The sequence below is a fragment of the Planomicrobium sp. MB-3u-38 genome (genome assembly GCF_002836425.1).
Lineage (GTDB): Bacteria > Bacillota > Bacilli > Bacillales_A > Planococcaceae > Planococcus > Planococcus okeanokoites.
In genome coordinates this window covers 142,624-160,834 of the sequence record NZ_PJBO01000048.1, presented here as the reverse complement: position 1 = coordinate 160,834, position 18,211 = coordinate 142,624, and the positions used below count along the sequence as shown (strand labels likewise).

Genomic DNA, 18,211 nt, shown 5'->3' with positions numbered 1-18,211 from the left:
TTACCTCACATTCTTCAAAGGACGTGCATGCCCCCGTCAACGACGACGACATCTCCTGTAATATAATCGGATGCACTTGAAGCCAGGAATAAAGCGGCTCCTTTTAAGTCTTCATCCGTGCCGAAACGGTTCAGCGGCGTCTGTTTCAAAAATTGCTCTTTCCCACGTTCGATCAGGACCTCCGACATTTTCGTCGGGAAAAATCCTGGCGCAATCGCGTTGACATTGATATTGTGCTGACCCCATTTTGCAGCCAGATCTTTTGTGAACGTAATCACCGCGCCTTTACTTGTGTTATAGCCGATCGTATTCATCAGCTCCGGATCGATGCCGCCGAGTCCCGCGACAGAAGAAATGTTGATGATTTTCCCGCTCTTTTGTTTGATCATCACTTGGCCGGCAGCACGGCTCATCAGGAATGTCCCTGTAACATTGACGTTCATCACTTTCTGCCAGGCTTCAAGCGGCATTTCTTCCACCAGTGCGCCCCATGTCGCTCCTGAATTGTTCACCAGTATATCGACCGTACCGAATTCTTCGACGGTTTTTCGGATGACGTTTTCCACATCCTGCTCGTTTGTAACGTCACATTTCAATGCCAGTGCTTTGACACCTAGCCCTTTCAGCATCTCTGCTGTTTCTTCGCACGCCTCCAATTTTCGCGAACAAACAACTACGTTTGCCCCTGCTTCCGCGAACCCCTCTGCGATTTGGGCCCCGAGTCCCCGTCCTCCGCCGGTGACAATAGCGGTTTTCCCTTCTAACTTAAACAGATCCATTACATGCATTCAGCTTCCCTCCAGCCATTTTAAGATTCAACATACCTACCAGTTGGTATGTTCAGAATACTTAAACTTCATTCTACATTTGAGTCCTTTACAATGCAATGATGACCGGGAAATTGTTTACACAAAAAAGCCCCAGTGATTATTTGATCACTGGGGCTGCAAATTATTTATCGTCTTTTTTCTTCTCGTCATTTTCCTCACGTTGCTGTTCGCCAGCTTTATCCGCTTTTTTAAAATCTTCGCTGTAAAGGACTTCCTGAGTGTCGTTCAAGCCGTTGTTCTTCTCTGTCAGCTTTTCATGAGGCTGTTTGTTGTCTGCCATCTTGATCCTCTCCTTTAGTCATCGATAAATTTTGTTTATACTACTCTTTTCCCGGCACGTACTCTGTTAAACGTCTAATCGGGCAGATAGGTGCGGAGTGCCGGCAAGTCGATATTGCCGCCAGAAAGGACCACGGCAATTTTTTCATTCGGCTCTCCCGCCTTCCCTGTCAGGACTGCGGCGACAGCGGCAGCCGCAGAGGGTTCAATGAGCTGCTTGGTGCGTTCAATGAAAAATTGCATCGCAAATTTTATTTCTTCTTCTGTGACCAGGACGATGCCGTCGATATTTTTTTGCAGGATCGGAAATGTCAGTTCACCGGGTTGCGAAGTGCGCAAACCGTCCGCGATGGATTGGCTGCCCGATACTGCCATGATTTTTCCAGCTTCAAGTGACAGGAAAGTGTCATTGCCGCTTTCCGGTTCAACCCCGATGACCCTGACATTGGGCTTGCTTTCTTTTACAGCCGTCAAAATTCCGCTGATCAAGCCGCCTCCGCCCACCGGCACAACGATGAGATCGACATCAGGCAATTGTTCGAGGATTTCGAGGCCGACTGTGCCTTGCCCCGCGATGATATAAGGATGGTCATAAGGCGGAATATAAACGCCATCGTTTTCTTCGGCTAATTTTTTTGCGCGCGGGATGCGGTCAGCGGAAGTGAAGCCGCAATACTCCACTTTTCCGCCGTATGCCTCGATAGCCGCCACTTTTGCGCGGTTCGCATCTTCCGGCACCACGATTACAGCCGGAATCCCCAGCCTTCCGGCGATATAGGCGACCGCCTGCCCGTGGTTCCCGGATGAAGCCGCCGTGATGGATTTTGCGCCTTTCTGTACCGCCTGTTTTACAGCGTTCACTGCTCCCCTTATTTTAAACGACCCCGTCTTCTGCAAATGCTCGGCTTTCAGGAATATCCGCCTGCCCGCTTTTGCGTTCAGCAATTCCGATTCCAGCAGCGGCGTCTGATGGATAACATCTTTTATCTCTTCACGGGCATTTTCAATATCACGTAAATTGACCATCTGCTCCACTCCTTTATGCAGGAAATTTTAACACAATCCGATTGACTATTCTGTTAATAAGAAAAGCCGATTGGTTGCGAGTATAAAAGGAAGCAGGAGTACGGTAGACTGGAAATATGAAACTTTAACTGGTGCGAGGTGAGAATTTTGTTGAAACGATTAGTGGTGACAGGATATAAACAGCATGAGCTGGGAATTTTCGACGATAAGAACCCTGGCGTGCGCTTTATAAAAAAAGCCTTGGAAAATCGCTTTCGCGCATTGCTTGATGAGGGCTTGGAATGGATTCTGGTCAGCGGACAGCTGGGCGTCGAGACATGGGCGGCAGAAGTGGCCATCGAGATGAAAGAGGAATTTCCTCAATTGAAGTTCGCGCTTCTCACGCCGTTTCTGGAACAGGAAAACAAATGGAATGAAGCCAATCAGGAAAAATACAAAGAAATCGTTCGGCAGGCGGATTTCCATCGAAGCCTGACGAACCGCCCTTACGAAGCTCCGTGGCAATTCATCGAGAAGAATAAATTTTTCCTGCGGAATTCGGATGGCATCCTGATCATGTACGATGAAGAAACGGACGGCTCACCGAAATTCATTAAAAAAGAAGCGGAGCAATACGCCAAGAAGAACGATTATCAGGTTATGCTCATCACTGCCGACGATCTGCGTGTGGTCACGGAAGAGGAACAATACGACAGCTGGGAATAGAACCGGAAATCTCCTGTGCATATTTCAATTCGGACAGGGTATGGAGATAGGAGATACTAATTTCGGAGGTGCAGCAAAATGGAAGAACCGACAAATGCAATCATCCAATCTTCACTCGATGCATTAATGCAAGATGAAAGTTTTTTACCGGAGCTGAACGAAGGGATGCGTGAGCAAGCTTTCACTTCACTCAGTTCCATCCTGTCAACACCGAACAAAGTGCATAAATCCTATTTGCGCGTTCCATTGGATAATGGAAAAGTCGTGCGGATCCCATCTTTCCGGGTCCAGCATAACGATGCGCTTGGCCCTTATAAAGGCGGCATCCGTTTTCATGAATCGGTTAACGAAGAAGAGGTCATGAACCTGGCTTTCCTGATGACATTGAAGAACGCTTTGCATAACGTGCCATTCGGCGGAGGCAAAGGCGGCATCGTCATCAATCCCCGCAATTATTCCGAGAAGGAACTGAATGCAATATCCCGTAAATACGTCCGGTATTTCGCTGATGTCATCGGACCGGACAAAGATATTCCGGCACCGGACGTCGGTTCCGGAGAACGTGAAATGGACTGGATGATGGCTGAATACAAGAAAATCCATCACGGTACCCCTTACCTGGGCAGTTTCACCGGTAAATCGGTGGTGAACGGCGGCTCTAAAGGCCGACGGGAAGCGACCGGTAAAGGCGTCTACTTTTCATTCCGTTATATGATCCACGATTTCCTGAAGGAAAAAGAGGAATTATTATCTTCAACGGACAACGTCTTCGCCAAAACCACATTGGAAATGGCGCATCGTCCATTGAAAGTGGCCGTACAAGGCTTCGGTAACGTTGGTTCCGTTACAGCGCATGAAGCTTATAAATGTCCATTGGTCGACAATACGGTCGTTGCTGTCAGTGACCGCAACGTAACTTTATATAATGAAGAAGGCCTGAACATTCCGGCATTGATCGCCTTTACCGCGAAAAATAAAGGAGACCTTCCGACAACAGAAGAGCAATTGGCTGAAACCGGAGCAAAAGCCGAAATCCGCGGACGCGACGAGCTTCTTACGCTCGATGTGGATGTATTATTCCTTGCTGCACTGGAGAACCAGCTGCACGAAGGCAATATGGAAAACATCAAAGCGCGGATTATTGTAGAAGGTGCAAATGCGCCGACTACAGAAGAGGCAGATAAATACTTAAGCGACAAAGGCGTCGTGATCATTCCTGATATCCTGGCGAATGCCGGCGGAGTTATCGTGTCATATTTCGAATGGCTGCAAGGTCGCGAAACCCGCTACGATACTGAAGACGAGATCTACCAAAAACTTGTCGCGCAGATGAAGAAAACTTTCGATATGATCCTGCCGCAATTTTACGGAGATCCATTCCCGCTCCGCCAAAATTGCTATATCCACTCAGTTTCGCGTTTATCTGAAGTCCTTTACAGACAAGGGAAGCTTTATTGATAGAAAAGCTGAGGCGCCCGTTAACAATAAAAAGCTGAAGTCCTATTGGGCTTCAGCTTTTTTTGTGTCGAGAATAAGTTAATTCTTCACTTTTGAGAGCCTGAAATGCTTTATTTCTTCGGATATGACTGATTTGAAGAAGAGTTTCTTAAAAAGCCCGTTGCAAGAACGAATAAAGCTACCGAACTAAGAGAAAAAATTTCATTTTTGAACAATTAGCAAGTTGTGATCGGTTATATCGCATTTGTGATCGGCAAGCGAGAGTTTATGATCGGCTACGGGGCATTTGTGATCGGCTACGCGCCATTTATGATCGGCAAGCAATATATGCCGCTTTTTCAGCTTCGGCCCGCCTGCTTCTCCTTTTCCCTCCGCATATAGGAAACAGCGTATGCTGGGTTGCGGAAATGCAGGATGGGATCATCCGTACATTCGACGCCTTCCGCCAGGACAGTCGGATCAAACAGCAACCCTTCCGCATCGTCAGTCTTTTCCATCAGCACCAGGCGCCCCAGTTCAACTTTCTTTCTGTCTTTAGCCCAGTCTTTTGTCGGGTCATCTACGGGATCCCCTGCATCCCCGATCACCGCTATCAGACGGAAAGCTGTTTCACCCCGTACCACGCGTTCTTCAAGCTCTTTTTCAAAATCCCCTTTTTCCACAGAGGCAGCCTCTGCCGGATTCAGCGATTCCTCGCCCGCTTCCGGCTGCCATTGGAATTTGACAGGTTCGCGCTGGCCGGTGCCGTTCACCAGGTAAAATGCGTGAATGGAATGGTAGAGGCCAGTCGCGAAACTCGCCGGGCTCTGCATTTTACGGATGATGCGGATGGCCGCTCGGCTTTCCGGATATTTGATGAATAAGGTGATGAGGTCCCGCAATCGCAGCCGCCCCTTTTTAAACGATTTCGCGATATCCAGCATTTCGGTAAACACTTCCGGTGTACGCGAAAAGAATATCGGCGAAGTGACGCCGACACTGTTCATCACTTGCCCGTCCGGCAACTGAAATTGCACGGCCATGCCTTTTACCGGTGATAGATTATCCGTCCAAAAAGGATCTGGAGCACTGTGCGAAAATCGCACCACAGCTTTGGTCTCCCCTTCCCGCAGATGCTGCGCCACGGTCCATTTCTTCCCTTCGCCGTTTGCCGTAAAAACGGCTCTGTACCCTATCCCTCTTGAATGTGCACGCCTATAGGTTTCATGCTCTCCAAACACTTTCTCGATTTTATTGACTGCAGTTTCGGCAAGTCTTTCATCTGCCATTCGATCACCTCATCCTGACATATTTTTAGATGAACCATGCCTTTCTATACCCGCTATTGAATACTTTTAACGAGAACGGGAATACATCACTATAAATGAAAAAGGAGGCAATGCAATGGATGTGAAACACGGCAACAATAAATTCTACGTTGAACGGGACTCAGAGGAATTGGGTTCACTCGCTTATACGCCATCGGGTGATGTGCTGACAGTGACTCACACAGAAGTTTCGCCTGAACTTTCGGGACAAGGCGTCGGCAAGCAATTGGTGAGCGAAGTGGTGCAATATGCCCGTAATGAAGGAAAAAGCATCGATGCCCAATGCCCTTTTGCGCGTGGCGTCATTGAAAAGACTCCGGAATACCAAGATGTTCTGAAGAAATGATTCTCAAAAGCATATCCGTTTCGCGGATATGCTTTTTTCCCCATTTTGACCTCCGATCATTTTTTGAAAGGAAGTGCAGGGATGAATCTTACGTTGGAAGAAGCAATCAGCCGGTTTGCACAGCCTGTCAACGGGTTAGATGGTTTGGATCCATTGATGGAAGCTGTGGGCGACGCAAAAATTGTCCTGCTGGGCGAGGCAACCCACGGGACATCAGAATATTACCGATGGCGCGCCGAATTCTCGAAAAGGCTGATTCAGGAAAAAGGTTTTTCACAGATTGCAGTAGAAGGCGATTGGCCGTCCGCTTACCGGGTACATCGCTACATCAATAATTTTGCCGAAGAGGATCAAAGCGCCCGGAACATGCTTAAACAGGCGTTTACCCGCTGGCCAACCTGGATGTGGGCAAATGAAGAAATTGCGGATTTTATTGATTGGCTGAAGGTTTATAACGCTTCGGAAAATAAAAAAACCGGCTTTTACGGAATCGATGTGTACAGTCTGTGGGAGTCGATGGAGGAAGTGATTCATTATCTGAACGATGTGGATCCCGAAGGCGGCGACGCGGAACTGGCAAAGCAGGCATTTTCCTGTTTCGACCCGAGCAATCGGGAGCCGGAGAAATACGCGATTTCGTACGCGACTTTTTCGGAGAGCTGCATCGAAGAAGTCACCCGGTTGCTGGCTTCCATACGGAGTAACGCGGAGAATTACACGAATGATGAAGAAGCCGACCTGAACTTGCAGGTCAATTCACTGGTTGCGAAGAACGCGGAAGCTTATTACCGTGCCATGCTCAAAAGCGGTGCTGATTCGTGGAATGTCCGTGACCAGCATATGGTGGAAACCGTTAATGAATTGCGGAAGTATCACGGCACAGATGCCCGCATTATCATCTGGGAGCATAACACGCATATAGGAGATGCACGGGCGACAGATATGAAAGAAGATAACATGGTCAATGTCGGGCAATTGCTGCGCGAGCAGAATCCGTCCGCAGATGTTTTCGCTGTCGGTTTCGGTTCGTACGAAGGCACTGTCATTGCAGCTGAAGCATGGGAAGCACCGCACGAAGAGATGGTGCTGCCGCCTGCTGCGAAGAATTCATGGGAAGAATTGCTGCACCGAACTGGCGCGCATGATAAACTGCTGCTTTTCGATGACAGCAACCGCCGTTTGTTCGATCGCTGGGTCGGACACCGGGCAGTCGGCGTCGTATACAATCCGGAGCATGAAGCTTACGGCAATTACGTGCCGTCCATGATGTCAAAGCGATACGACGCGTTCCTGTTTTTCGACCGTACGGAAGCGTTGAAGCCGCTTTAGAATGCAAAAAGCCAACTAAGGAATCGTCCTTAGCTGGCTTTATTAAAATGCATTCGTAGATCCGGTTTAACGGAACTCGCCGTCAACCACGTTATAGAGGAAGTTCCAGTTATCCGCTTTGTAGAGTTCATGGAATGTCAGGCGGTCTCCATTGCCGAGTGTTACGTCTTCACTCGAAATCGCCACTACCATTGCAGTCGAAGCGTCATCCAGATTCAGGTAGACATCCCCGATGGACGGACGGATCGCGTCGCGCTCGCGGATTTTTTCGATCAATTCTTTATCCGCTTCCAGCTGGCTGGCATCGACTTTTGACTTATCGAAATAAGCGATGTCTTTGCTGCCTTGCGCCTCGCCCGGTTCCATAACGAAAAATTCCCTGAATTTCACTGTGTTTTGTCTGGTCGTCACCACATTCTTGCCTTCCACCGATTCCACTTTCTCGAATTCATTAAGTGAATAATGATCCATATAATCAGGATCCGGTTTACTGATCAGGATATACCCGCCTTCATCCGGGGCAATATCATCGCGCAGCGTATAGCGGCTCCCGAAAAACAGGAACGAATCGAGATGCTGCGGCTTGTACAATGATACTTCATCCGCTTTGCAGTCCACTTGCTCCATATCTTTGATCCGGAACATGTGAACAGATTTTTTGGCCAATGGTTTGACCGAATAGACTTTATGCAATTCGTTATTATAGTAGACGAACTGCCCTTTTCTTACTTGAATTAATTTCATCTTTTTCCCTCCGATACTCTCATGCGTCTTGCGTTAAATTCTAGAGGATTTTTTCATGGAAGTCCAAGCATCCATCTATATTCTTTTAATATTTAAGGTTAAAATTGCTGATAAGGAGCTGATACGTATGGAATATGAAAATCGCGACGAATGGATCATCAAAAAATACCAGCAGGATGAAGCGACAATGATCCAGCTTTTTGTCACCTGGTCCCTGCAAAATGAGCTAAATCCGGTTCAGCTTTACCAAAGAGCTTATCCTGCCCAATCCAAAAACGAAGCACTGGTGCGCGCTGTCGAAGAAGCCGATCCGACTGAATTTGAAATCAGCAACGAGACGCTTCTTGATGTGCTGCAATTGTTCGGAAATGACGACCTTGCTTTTGTCGCTTCCGAGGAAGTTGAAAAGTTGGATCGTAAATAAAGGAAAGCGGAAGCGCTGGAGCTGGCTCCGGTGAAAAACGGGTTGGCGATCACAAAAGCCACGTAGCCGATCATAAAGTGCGCGTAGCCGATCATAAAAGTCGCGTAGCCGATCATAACTCCCCGCTTGCCGATCACAAATGGCACTCCTGCAAAAAAGTGAATCGATTTCCGCTTTTATTCGTGCCAGTTTCGTTATAAAAGAAACGGATACTCGGAAAAACAAATAAAATTAAAAGCGTTATCGTCCTTGTGTCATTCATTTACCGTCAAAAGCTTCTATTTCGGAAAATCCTTTTAACAATGAACTGCACTCGACTTGTTATTTACGTTTTTTCCGCAGCTCTTTCGCTTTATTTTCTATATAACTTGTACGAAGGTTTTCATATTTATTGGAAGCTACATTGCTGTAAATTTTACTGAAACGGGCAGTTTCATTGTTTTCTTCTTCCTCCGGTTCTTCTGGAACTTCTTCCACCGGCTCTGGTTCAGCAGCAGCTTTTTCTTTTTTCGCAGATTTTTTGGGTTTTTCCTCTGCCTTTTCAACCGGTTCTTTAGCGGCTGGCACTGGTTCTGCTTGAGTTTCTGCTGGTTGTGGCGTCGGTTCCGACTTCGCTTCTGGCTTCGGTTCTGGTTCCGCTGCGGGCTCCACCGTCTTTTCTTCCGCTTCCGGCACTGGTTCAACGCGGGTTTCTTCCACAACCGGTGCAGGTTGAGCCTGCGCCTCTTCTACGATCGGATCCGGTTCAACCGGTGTTTTTGCCGGTTCCACAACAGGTTCTTCAGTTACCGGTGGCGATACAGCTTCTGTTTCAACCACTTCAGCAGCCGGTTCAGGCGTCGATTCCGACTTCGGTTCTGACTTCAGTTCTGGTTCCGCTTCCGTCTCCTCCGTCGTTTCATCCACAGGCGACGCTGATTCAGCCGTCGGTTCGGTCACTTCCGGCACCGGTTCGACAGACGGCTCTTTCACTTCCTCTGATTCTGGTGTTTTATTCAACTCTGTTTTTTCATCTTTGTTCTCCATAATTGCTCACCCCTCCCTTTCTGGTTCCTGCTAAATAGACTCATGTGAAAAATTCCCTAATCCTTGCGCTGTTAAACCAAAAAACGGACGCCAAACAAGTTGGGTCCGTTTTGATACCGTACTATTCCCACCGGCTTGCCATTCTGCTGATATTTTCAAGCGTTACGGAGCCTTTTTGCAAGGGCGGCGGACAGGATTTATTGAATTCATGGATTTTCTCGTTGATTCTTGCAATCCGAAGAGGAAGGTCCTTTGTCTTGCCAGCTTCCAATTTGCCAAGCGCCTCTTGGATCTGACCGCGTATTTCATGCTGCAATTTCAGCCAATGCGGTTTGTATCCCTGCTCGTTCGCGATGCGCTGAAAATGCTGAAAAAGGTCTCCTGAAAAATATTCCGACGGCAGCGGTTTCCCGGCCCCCGGCAAATTGTCCATTCCGCCTGTCTTCTCGTATTCCCTTAAAATTTCTCCAATCAAATCTGTTCGGATCTCCTGTTTTTCTTCCGCCATTTCCTCCAGCCCCTTAGAGAATTATTTTCCGAATGAAGAAGGCATGACAACCGCTACTACCGTCCCCGTTGCACATATTGCTCCGTCAGCTGTAACTTCTATAGTCACTTTAAATTTTTTCGGGTGAATTTCTTCCACTTCTCCGACCGCTTTCAATGTGACGCCATGTGGAGTCGGCTTCAGGTAATCGACATGCAGCGATGCCGTAACAAAACGCGGCGGCTCTTCTCCACTGCCTGGTTCAAAACCATTCTTTCTATGCAATGCCAATGAAGCCGAGCCTGTTCCGTGGCAATCGATAAGTGAAGCGATGACGCCGCCGTAAACGAATCCTGGAATAGCTGTATGTTCATTGCCGGGTTCATATTCAGTATAGGTTTTATCTCCTTGCCATATTGTCCGGAAATGATGTCCCGACTCATTTAAGCGCCCACATCCATAACAATGCGCAAATTCCTCTGCGTATTCATCCTGAATTGCTGTAATCGTTGTTTCACTCATTCTTTTCTCCTCTTTTCTTGAGATATTTGCATTTATTTCTGTAAGATATTACCTCAATTTTAACATAAGCACCAAGTAAAGGACGAACTATTCTGAATTTAATTGACATGGCGAATTGTTTAAAACCATAGAGTGCGGGAAAACAAAAAAAGAGATCAGGAAAGGAGTTTGATATGTATGAAATGTTATAGTGTAGCACCTGACCAGGACGCAACGCGCTGGATCGTCAAACTGGAGGACGTGGCTCCGACCGAGTCATTCCCGAGCAAAGACGGAGCGATTGCCGCAGCTGAAGAACTCGCTAAAGACAATACACCCAGCAAACTTCAGATTCTGGACAAGGACCATAATGTGGTTGAAGAACGAGAATACTAAAAAACAATAAGAAAAAAGCGGATCGCCCAAGCGGTCCGCTTTTTTGATGAAATTGAACAAATAGAAAAGCACAGCCCTTTTCATCAGGCTGTGCTTTCCCTGTTGCAGCTTCTCCACTCTCGGAGAAGTTTGCGCACGCGGAAAATTTGTCAATCATACTTCTACATTCTTATAAAGGTTGACGAATGTTCTTATCCCGTCAATACAGCTTCTTGTACTGTCTGCATCTTTAGATTTTAGTCGCATCTACCTCTCAGCGAATCCGATGTTCTGCAGTCAGATATTCAGTTGCACTTACACAAAAAACTTACCAAACTTCGTTTGAAACACTTTCTCTTCAGAAAACTTTACAAACTTGGTACCCGACGAGATCACAATCGTCAGTAAAGCAAATTTTCCGCCAAGGCTGTGCATGTCCTCGTCTGGAGGCGATTGTAAACTACTAAACCGTTTACTCGTTTCTCCCTACGGTGGTTCCGCCTTGTATAATCTAAATACCACCTTCAAAATTTTTTAAACCTAATTTATAAGAATTTTAAAATTTATTTGATAAATAGTTTTTACTTTTTTCCGCTTGCCCGCTATACTTGGAATAGTTCGATAACCGTAATAAAAGGAGCGAGATAAATGGTCAAGAGTATGCCCGCACGTTCAGAAGTCAGCATTGATGAAACATGGGATCTGCAGTCTTTATTCCCATCAGATGAAGCTTTTCACGAAGCGCTTTCTGCGCTCGAAAAAGAAGTGGATACATTCGCCTCAACTTATAAAGGAAACACGAAGGATGCGGCTTCAGTAAATGAGTTATTGAAAGCTTACGCTGAAATAAACGAAAAATTCGTGCCGGTGGGTACATACGCAAGCCTTAAAATCAGCACAGATCAAACAGATGACGAAGCCCAGATGCTGTCGAGCAAATTCGGTTCATCAGCAGCCAAAGTGAACAGCAAGCTGTCGTTCGTCACCAGTGAATTGCTGGCATTGCCGGAAGAAACGCTGGAACAGGCCATGCAGGAATCCGACGAATTCAAAGTGTATTTGGAGAAATTGATCCGCAAAAAGCAATATCAATTGCATCCGGAAGTGGAAAAGACACTTGCCGCTTATTCATCGACGTTCAACGCGCCATACGGTCTCTACAATACGACAAAAATGGTGGATATGTCATTCGACGATTTTGAAGCGGACGGCAAAAGTTATCCATTAAGTTACGTGTCATTCGAAGGCGACTGGGAAGCTGAAACGGATACGGCCAAGCGCCGCGCCGCTTTTGACGCGTTTTCGAAGAAGCTGAAAGACTACCAGCATACCACTGCGAAAACGTATGATATGCAGCTGCAGACGGAAAAAACGACTTCCGACCTGCGAGGCTATGATTCCATTTTCGACTACCTGCTGTTCAATCAGGAAGTGGACCGTTCGCTTTACAACCGCCAAATCGATTTGATCACCAGTGAATTGGCGCCGCATATGCGCAAATACGCGAAATTGCTGCAAAAAGCGCATGGCCTTGAGAAAATGACCTTCGCCGATTTGAAGATTTCATTGGATCCGACGTACGAACCGGAAATCACAGTGGAAGAATCGAAGAAATACATCAACGACGCGCTTGGCATCATGGGCGAAGATTATCTTGAAATGATCGAACGTTCTTATTCGGAACGCTGGATCGATTTCGCGCAGAATAAAGGCAAGTCGACTGGCGCTTTCTGTTCGAGCCCTTACGGCAACCATCCGTATATCCTGATTTCCTGGACCGGCCGCATGAACGAAGTGTTTGTGCTGGCGCATGAACTTGGCCATGCCGGACATTTCTATAACGCCAACCGCGCGCAGAACATCTTCAACGCGCGTCCATCGCTCTACTTTATCGAAGCACCATCGACGATGAATGAAATGCTGATGGCCAACCACCTGCTCGAGAATTCGAAAGACCCTAAATTCAAACGCTGGGTCATCTCTTCCATCGTTGCCCGCACGTATTACCATAATTTCGTGACGCACCTGCTTGAAGCTGCTTATCAGCGCAAAGTGTATGAGCGCATCGATACAGGACAGAGCGTCAATGCGGGAATCCTGAACAACCTGAAACGCGGGGTTCTGGAGGAATTCTGGGGCGACACTGTGGAAATCAATGACGGTGCCGAGCTTACCTGGATGCGCCAGCCACACTACTATATGGGCTTGTATCCTTACACGTACAGCGCAGGCTTGACCATTTCGACACAAGTCTCAAAACGCATCCTTGAAGAAGGACAGCCGGCTGTCGACGAATGGCTGGAAGTGCTGAAAGCAGGCGGAACCAAATCACCGGTTGAGCTGTCCAAAATGGCTGGCATCGACATCACAACCGATCAACCGTTGCGCGACACAATCGCCTATATCGGCGAATTGATCGACGAGCTGGAGAAGTTGACTGAGGAAATCGAAGGCGAATAAATAATTTTTGATTATATAAAAAGCGTGCCGCATCTCACCGATGCGGCACGCTTTTTCTTATTTTTTGTTCTTTCTCCAAATCAATGCCTGCTCAAGAATAATCGCGATGATAGTTCCTGTGATCAAGCCGTTTGAAAGAGTCGAGGCAATCACACCAGGCAGTTCAGCCATGCTTTCCTGGGGAACGAACATGATGCCGACGCCGATCATCAAGCCGAAAGCAGAAACTTTATAGGCCTGCATCCGGTCAGCTTCCTCTTCCAACTCCTTGAATGCCATTTCCACCATCTTCGTGAAAATCGCAAAGATGACCGCATAGGCGACCGGCGCCGGCAAGGCAGCAAGCAATGCCATGATATTCGGGAACAAACTGATGGCAACCACCAGGAATCCGCCGACAATGAACGGCTTTAATGACGGGGTCCTTGTCGCACTGACAAATCCGGCTGCTCCTGAGATCGGCACAGGTCCGATGGAAGAGAACAAGCCGGCAATGATGTGGTTCAATCCGGATGCGACGGAACCTTGTTTGACCCGGTCCGGCTGATGGATGCCGAATTCATTTTTCAATAAATACTCCATGACCCGCATCGATGCCATCATATTGGCGATCAGCAGCAGGGTTAAAAACAAGGATGTGACGAACATGCCGCTGTCCCAGACGAGCGGACCGAATACCAGCATCTTCGGCAATGAGATGAATGTGCCCGCTTCGAACGGCACGGATTCCGTTTTGCCGATGATCAAGAACAGGAACCAGCCAGCCGCAATCGCAAACAGTACGGAATAGCGGTTGACCCACGGGATTTTATTGCCCATAAAATAGAAAGTGGCGACTACAACCGCGATTCCGGCCATAAAGACGACGAGATCGACAGGTTCTCCTGGTGTCGTGATGCCGAACAGGCCCGACATGATCGATTCACTGATTTGCAGCACCAATAACAATAAATAGACGAATGTGATTGTCGGGGTGAACAAACGGCGCATTTTACCCACGAGACCGGTGTAAGCGAAAATGATGAACAGCACCCCGCTGTATAGCATCCCGCTTTGCAGCGCCTGCAGCGCGTTTTCGGCCGTGGCGTAAAGTGAACCGACCAATCCTGCGTAAACGATATAGATGCCCCACCATAATCCGGCCGGCCCTTCGTTGATCGGCATCTTATGGCCGATAAATGCCTGCAGCAAAACCGCGACTCCCAGAACGAAGACCGTTCTCTGGACGAATAATGCCGTATCCGCCGTATCCATCCCGAATACGCTGGCGATGGCGATCGGTGCGGCAATGGATGAAGCTAATAGAAATACGGCCCATTGCAGGCCGCCAAAAAGATTTTTTATCATATGTAAATCTCCAATTCGTTAAATATAATCATGCGGTATCAGTATACACCGATTTCCCTTCAACAAAAAGAAGTCCTGATTTTTGTCAGGACCCCTTTTTGCCGTTATCGTATTCAGAAGTCTGTTTCACTTCATCCTTTTCCGGCTTATCATCTATAGACAGCGGATCGTCGCTGTTTTTCATATCGTAATTAACGGAATACCCCTGATCTTCCAAGTTCTGAACTTGTTTCTTCGAAGCCCTGACCAATAGCCAGATAATCAGCATTGAGAGAATGAAGATAACAATTACGGAAATGATGCCCGGGATGTACTCTGATTTATCTTCTGGAAAGTATAGAAAATCCATCGTGCTTACCCACCTTTATCTTCAAGTTTCAATTTATTATACATGATTCAATTACGCTTTGAAGAAATGAAGGTGAACGTTTAGTGAAGAAAAGCAGCTGCCGGAATAAAAATCCGGCAGCTGCTTTCCGTATTCATTCACTTTCCGCTACTACGGTAAACCGCTTATTGATATGCCAGCCATTTTCAATTTCATCGACCAGCGCAATTGCGTAATCCTTATAGCTGATATAACTTTTGCCTTTCCTGTTTACAAGAAACGCATCTTCCCCGATTTGGTAGCGTCCTGTGCGCTTGCCTTCAGGATCGAAAAAAGCTGCGGGACTCAGGAAAGTCCATTGAACTCCTTCAGCTTGCTCAAGATCCGCAAGGTTTTGGGACTGATTCAACGCGATGGCTTTGAAAGCCTCAGGAAACTCCGGAGTCTCATTCAATCGTGTTGTTCTGGCTTCATCGACAAACAGGCTGCCTGCGCCTCCGACCACCAAAAGACGTGTGTCTTTTGCTTCTTTCAGTGCATTGATCAGCGACCGGCCCGCTTCCACATGCTGCTCCGCTTTTTCAGGCGGCACGCCGAAAGCGTTGACGACAGCATCGAATTGTTTCAGGTCATTTGCATCAAGGTCAAAAATATCCTTTTCCAAAACCACGGCATCTTCTTCCTCAGGAAGTTTCTGTGAATTCCGCACAATCGCTGTCACTTCATGACCTCTGGATTTTGCTTCCTTCATGATGAGGCTCCCAGCTTTTCCAGTTGCGCCGATGATTCCGATCTTCATTAGAATCCCTCCAGTTAATTCGCTAAGGTTTGCTTTATATCCACTGCTTATTCGACTGGTTTCTGCGTTGTTACTTTTTTCCAATGAGTAATATCATCATCCTGGTCAAACTCGATAATGATATCTGTAACATTCGGAACACGTTTATTGATTTCTAACGCTATATACTCCCGGATTTCATCCGCTTCCTGAATTGTCATATTTGGTGCGACTTCCACTTTCAATTCAACATGAAGATCATCGCCTTCGCGAATAACATCAATATCTTGAATGTCATTTATTTTTGGATGCTTCATGATTTCATTGCCCATGCGATCCTGCATATCGAGATCTGCGACACCAAGAACGCCAGCGGAATTATCAAGGAAAATACGTCCCACTACAACTAGAAGCATAAGGCCGATAATGACTGACGCATAGCCTGTCGCACTATGGAACGGGGTGTAAGTTGCAATCACGATTGCGACAAGTGCGAGCACTGCACCACTGACTGCGACCATATCCTCAAGGAAGACAAGTTTTGTTGCAGGATTGGCTGATTTCACGTTTTTAAAAGATGCGGAAACGATTTTCAAGCCTTTAGTTTGTTCTTTTGGCAAGTTATGTGTAATTTCTTTCATGGCTTTATGCAACACGAACAATTCCAATACGATCGCTATGCCCAACACACCGACGTTCAACCAGAACCAATCTTCGGAATGCGTCGCTGATTGGATATGGTGAATCCCTTCAATAATCGTTTCATAGGCAAGGATCCCGACAATCAGCACGGCTCCCAGCAAGACCAGATTGACGAGTCGCCCAAATCCTCCAGGGAATCGTTCCGTCGGACTCTTTTTGCTGAGCCCTGATCCGATGAATACGAAAAATTGGTTGGCCGCGTCACCAAAACTGTGCATCATTTCAGCGAACATGGCGACATTTCCTGTGATCAGGTAGGCAGCTGTTTTAATAATGCCGAGAACCGTATTTATAATTGCTGCCCATAGCGCTGATTTAGCGCCGAATTTCATCAAACCGAATAATTCCCTCATAATAAACCGTGCCCCTTTCAATAGCTTCTATATTACTAACTTCCCATTAATGAAAGTTAAAACACCTATTCATTCAACTTTTTTCTCTCAAGTACCATATCTGCTCCCTTAAACAATTAAAGCCGATACGTTTTACCGATTTCAGCAAATTCAACCGGACCGGAAAATGCTTCTTTCGCAGATTCCAAAATCTCCTCAAGTTCACCATATTGCGGCAGATGGGTTAACACCATCTGTTTCACATTGGCTCCTGAAGCAAGTTCGCCCGCCTGGCGTCCGCTCATATGGCCCTGGATGATGCCGACGTATTTTTCATAAAGATTCGATTCGGCAGCAATGAAGTCGGCTCCAGCCGAAAACTCAACGAGTTCATCTTTCCATGCCGTATCGGCTGTGAAAACCGCTGTCTTGCCGTTTGAAGAGAATTTCAATGCCAGGCAATAAACCGGATGGATCGTTTCACAGAAGGATACTTCCCACGGCCCGATCTGAACAGGTTCAGTTGCATGAATCTCTTTGCCTTCCGTGACCCCTTTATATGACAGGCTGTCAAAACCCGCAGCATCCCGGTTATGCGCATAAATCGGCAAAGGTGTATTCCACTCCTTCAATTGCATGCCCACCATTGCCGCATGCTGAAGCACCCCGATATCCGCTACGTGGTCCGGATGATAGTGAGTAAGTATAACCGCATCCAATTCACGCAGTTCCACGTAGTTCTGAACCGCCGCCAGCACCCCGCTTCCGCAGTCGATTAAACAGCGGAAACCGTCCTGTTCGATTAAGAACGAAGAGGTCGCTTCGTTTTTATTTGGGTAGCCGCCCCAAATCCCGATAGTCGTTATGTTCATGTCAACTCTCCTCCCAATGCTGTTTTCTTTAGTATAACGCATAAGGAACCCATACACTTGTTTAAGGCGGGCAGCTGCGTGGTAAAGAATAAGTGGATAGAAAAATTAGGAGGGATTATTTTGACTATTAAAATGACAGTTGAGAACGCACTCCAAGCAAAAGCAGAAATCGACAAATTGGCAACACAAGGATACGACCATGACGACATCTATATTTTCGCGCATGATAAAAAGCGCCAAAAAGATGTAACTGATGCCCTTGATACTGAAAGCGTCGGCATGAAAGAACAAGGTTTCCTGGACAGCATGAAAAACATGACCAGCTCTCGCGGCGATGAACTCCGCGCGAAGATGGAAGGCGCCGGCCTGACGAAACAGGAAGCGGAAGAATACGAAGAAGAACTCGACAAAGGCAAATTAGTCATCATCGCAAATAAAAACGATTAACTATAATTTATTATGAGAGGATGCCGGAATTCCGGCATCCTCTTTTCATTTCCAAATAATTTTTAAATGTTCTCATAATAATATTCTTTCGCGCCAAAGTCTTGAATT

21 protein-coding genes are annotated in these 18,211 nt (G+C 46.9%); 8 read left to right on the top strand and 13 right to left on the bottom strand.

The window, feature by feature from the left end:
* Positions 1 to 14: 14 nt before the first annotated feature.
* The 3 genes from CXF70_RS10085 to CXF70_RS10075 all read right to left on the bottom strand — a co-directional run bounded on the left by CXF70_RS10085 (position 15) and on the right by CXF70_RS10075 (position 2,135).
* Complete coding sequence (locus CXF70_RS10085; protein WP_101802537.1) at positions 15 to 788, bottom strand: SDR family oxidoreductase; 774 nt, start codon at positions 786 to 788, stop codon at positions 15 to 17.
* Positions 789 to 951: 163 nt separating this feature from the next.
* Positions 952 to 1,110 (bottom strand): YfhE family protein, encoded by a 159-nt coding sequence (locus tag CXF70_RS10080; RefSeq protein WP_084243206.1) that lies wholly within the window; start codon positions 1,108 to 1,110, stop codon positions 952 to 954.
* 74 nt (positions 1,111 to 1,184) lie between these two features.
* Complete coding sequence (locus CXF70_RS10075; RefSeq protein WP_101802536.1) at positions 1,185 to 2,135, bottom strand: threonine ammonia-lyase; 951 nt, start codon at positions 2,133 to 2,135, stop codon at positions 1,185 to 1,187.
* A 147-nt stretch (positions 2,136 to 2,282) separates the two neighbouring features.
* Here CXF70_RS10075 and CXF70_RS10070 point away from each other — a divergent pair, with 147 nt between their 5' ends.
* Positions 2,283 to 2,840, top strand: a complete 558-nt coding sequence (locus CXF70_RS10070) for an SLOG family protein (protein ID WP_101802535.1) — start codon at positions 2,283 to 2,285, stop codon at positions 2,838 to 2,840.
* 78 nt (positions 2,841 to 2,918) lie between these two features.
* Positions 2,919 to 4,298 carry a Glu/Leu/Phe/Val family dehydrogenase gene (locus CXF70_RS10065; protein ID WP_084243209.1) on the top strand — a complete coding sequence of 460 codons (1,380 nt, stop codon included), beginning with the start codon at positions 2,919 to 2,921 and terminating at the stop codon, positions 4,296 to 4,298.
* A 338-nt stretch (positions 4,299 to 4,636) separates the two neighbouring features.
* Here the strand turns inward: CXF70_RS10065 and CXF70_RS10060 are convergent, their stop codons facing one another.
* A complete protein-coding gene (locus CXF70_RS10060) occupies positions 4,637 to 5,566 on the bottom strand; it encodes a catalase family peroxidase (RefSeq protein ID WP_101802534.1) in 930 nt (309 codons plus the stop codon).
* Between the two features lie 115 nt (positions 5,567 to 5,681).
* Between CXF70_RS10060 and CXF70_RS10055 the strand changes: the two genes are divergently transcribed.
* Both CXF70_RS10055 and CXF70_RS10050 read left to right on the top strand, forming a co-directional pair.
* Complete coding sequence (locus CXF70_RS10055; protein ID WP_101802533.1) at positions 5,682 to 5,951, top strand: GNAT family N-acetyltransferase; 270 nt, start codon at positions 5,682 to 5,684, stop codon at positions 5,949 to 5,951.
* Positions 5,952 to 6,032: 81 nt separating this feature from the next.
* Positions 6,033 to 7,280 (top strand): erythromycin esterase family protein, encoded by a 1,248-nt coding sequence (locus CXF70_RS10050; RefSeq protein WP_101802532.1) that lies wholly within the window; start codon positions 6,033 to 6,035, stop codon positions 7,278 to 7,280.
* A 66-nt stretch (positions 7,281 to 7,346) separates the two neighbouring features.
* Here CXF70_RS10050 and CXF70_RS10045 read toward each other — a convergent pair whose 3' ends face one another.
* A complete protein-coding gene (locus tag CXF70_RS10045; protein WP_101802531.1) occupies positions 7,347 to 8,024 on the bottom strand; it encodes a hypothetical protein in 678 nt (225 codons plus the stop codon).
* Positions 8,025 to 8,151: 127 nt separating this feature from the next.
* Here CXF70_RS10045 and CXF70_RS10040 point away from each other — a divergent pair, with 127 nt between their 5' ends.
* Positions 8,152 to 8,448 (top strand): hypothetical protein, encoded by a 297-nt coding sequence (locus CXF70_RS10040; RefSeq protein WP_101802560.1) that lies wholly within the window; start codon positions 8,152 to 8,154, stop codon positions 8,446 to 8,448.
* Positions 8,449 to 8,769: 321 nt separating this feature from the next.
* Here CXF70_RS10040 and CXF70_RS10035 read toward each other — a convergent pair whose 3' ends face one another.
* The 3 genes from CXF70_RS10035 to CXF70_RS10025 form a co-directional block, all read right to left on the bottom strand.
* Complete coding sequence (locus tag CXF70_RS10035) at positions 8,770 to 9,474, bottom strand: hypothetical protein (protein WP_101802530.1); 705 nt, start codon at positions 9,472 to 9,474, stop codon at positions 8,770 to 8,772.
* Positions 9,475 to 9,595: 121 nt separating this feature from the next.
* Positions 9,596 to 9,982, bottom strand: coding sequence for a DnaJ family domain-containing protein (locus CXF70_RS10030; protein WP_101802529.1), 387 nt, complete (start codon positions 9,980 to 9,982; stop codon positions 9,596 to 9,598).
* 21 nt (positions 9,983 to 10,003) lie between these two features.
* Positions 10,004 to 10,483 (bottom strand): PaaI family thioesterase, encoded by a 480-nt coding sequence (locus CXF70_RS10025; protein WP_101802528.1) that lies wholly within the window; start codon positions 10,481 to 10,483, stop codon positions 10,004 to 10,006.
* A 177-nt stretch (positions 10,484 to 10,660) separates the two neighbouring features.
* Between CXF70_RS10025 and CXF70_RS10020 the strand changes: the two genes are divergently transcribed.
* The gene (locus CXF70_RS10020) at positions 10,661 to 10,858 is read left to right on the top strand and encodes a DUF2188 domain-containing protein (protein WP_084243217.1); all 198 of its coding nucleotides are present in this window, start codon (positions 10,661 to 10,663) and stop codon (positions 10,856 to 10,858) included.
* Positions 10,859 to 11,485: 627 nt separating this feature from the next.
* Positions 11,486 to 13,297 carry an oligoendopeptidase F gene (gene pepF / locus CXF70_RS10015; RefSeq protein WP_101802527.1) on the top strand — a complete coding sequence of 604 codons (1,812 nt, stop codon included), beginning with the start codon at positions 11,486 to 11,488 and terminating at the stop codon, positions 13,295 to 13,297.
* Positions 13,298 to 13,354: 57 nt separating this feature from the next.
* Here pepF and CXF70_RS10010 read toward each other — a convergent pair whose 3' ends face one another.
* The 5 genes from CXF70_RS10010 to CXF70_RS09990 all read right to left on the bottom strand — a co-directional run bounded on the left by CXF70_RS10010 (position 13,355) and on the right by CXF70_RS09990 (position 17,656).
* The gene (locus CXF70_RS10010) at positions 13,355 to 14,644 is read right to left on the bottom strand and encodes a purine/pyrimidine permease (protein ID WP_233208601.1); all 1,290 of its coding nucleotides are present in this window, start codon (positions 14,642 to 14,644) and stop codon (positions 13,355 to 13,357) included.
* An 85-nt stretch (positions 14,645 to 14,729) separates the two neighbouring features.
* Positions 14,730 to 14,993, bottom strand: coding sequence for a hypothetical protein (locus CXF70_RS10005; RefSeq protein ID WP_101802526.1), 264 nt, complete (start codon positions 14,991 to 14,993; stop codon positions 14,730 to 14,732).
* 133 nt (positions 14,994 to 15,126) lie between these two features.
* Positions 15,127 to 15,771: an NAD(P)-dependent oxidoreductase gene (locus tag CXF70_RS10000; RefSeq protein WP_101802525.1), complete on the bottom strand. Its 645-nt coding sequence runs from the start codon at positions 15,769 to 15,771 to the stop codon at positions 15,127 to 15,129.
* Between the two features lie 47 nt (positions 15,772 to 15,818).
* Positions 15,819 to 16,805 (bottom strand): cation diffusion facilitator family transporter, encoded by a 987-nt coding sequence (locus CXF70_RS09995; protein WP_101802524.1) that lies wholly within the window; start codon positions 16,803 to 16,805, stop codon positions 15,819 to 15,821.
* A gap of 116 nt (positions 16,806 to 16,921) precedes the next feature.
* Positions 16,922 to 17,656, bottom strand: coding sequence for an MBL fold metallo-hydrolase (locus CXF70_RS09990; protein ID WP_101802523.1), 735 nt, complete (start codon positions 17,654 to 17,656; stop codon positions 16,922 to 16,924).
* Positions 17,657 to 17,776: 120 nt separating this feature from the next.
* On the opposite strand from CXF70_RS09990, the gene CXF70_RS09985 reads away from it, so the two are divergent.
* Positions 17,777 to 18,103 (top strand): YflT domain-containing protein, encoded by a 327-nt coding sequence (locus tag CXF70_RS09985; RefSeq protein WP_084243223.1) that lies wholly within the window; start codon positions 17,777 to 17,779, stop codon positions 18,101 to 18,103.
* Positions 18,104 to 18,211 lie beyond the last annotated feature (108 nt).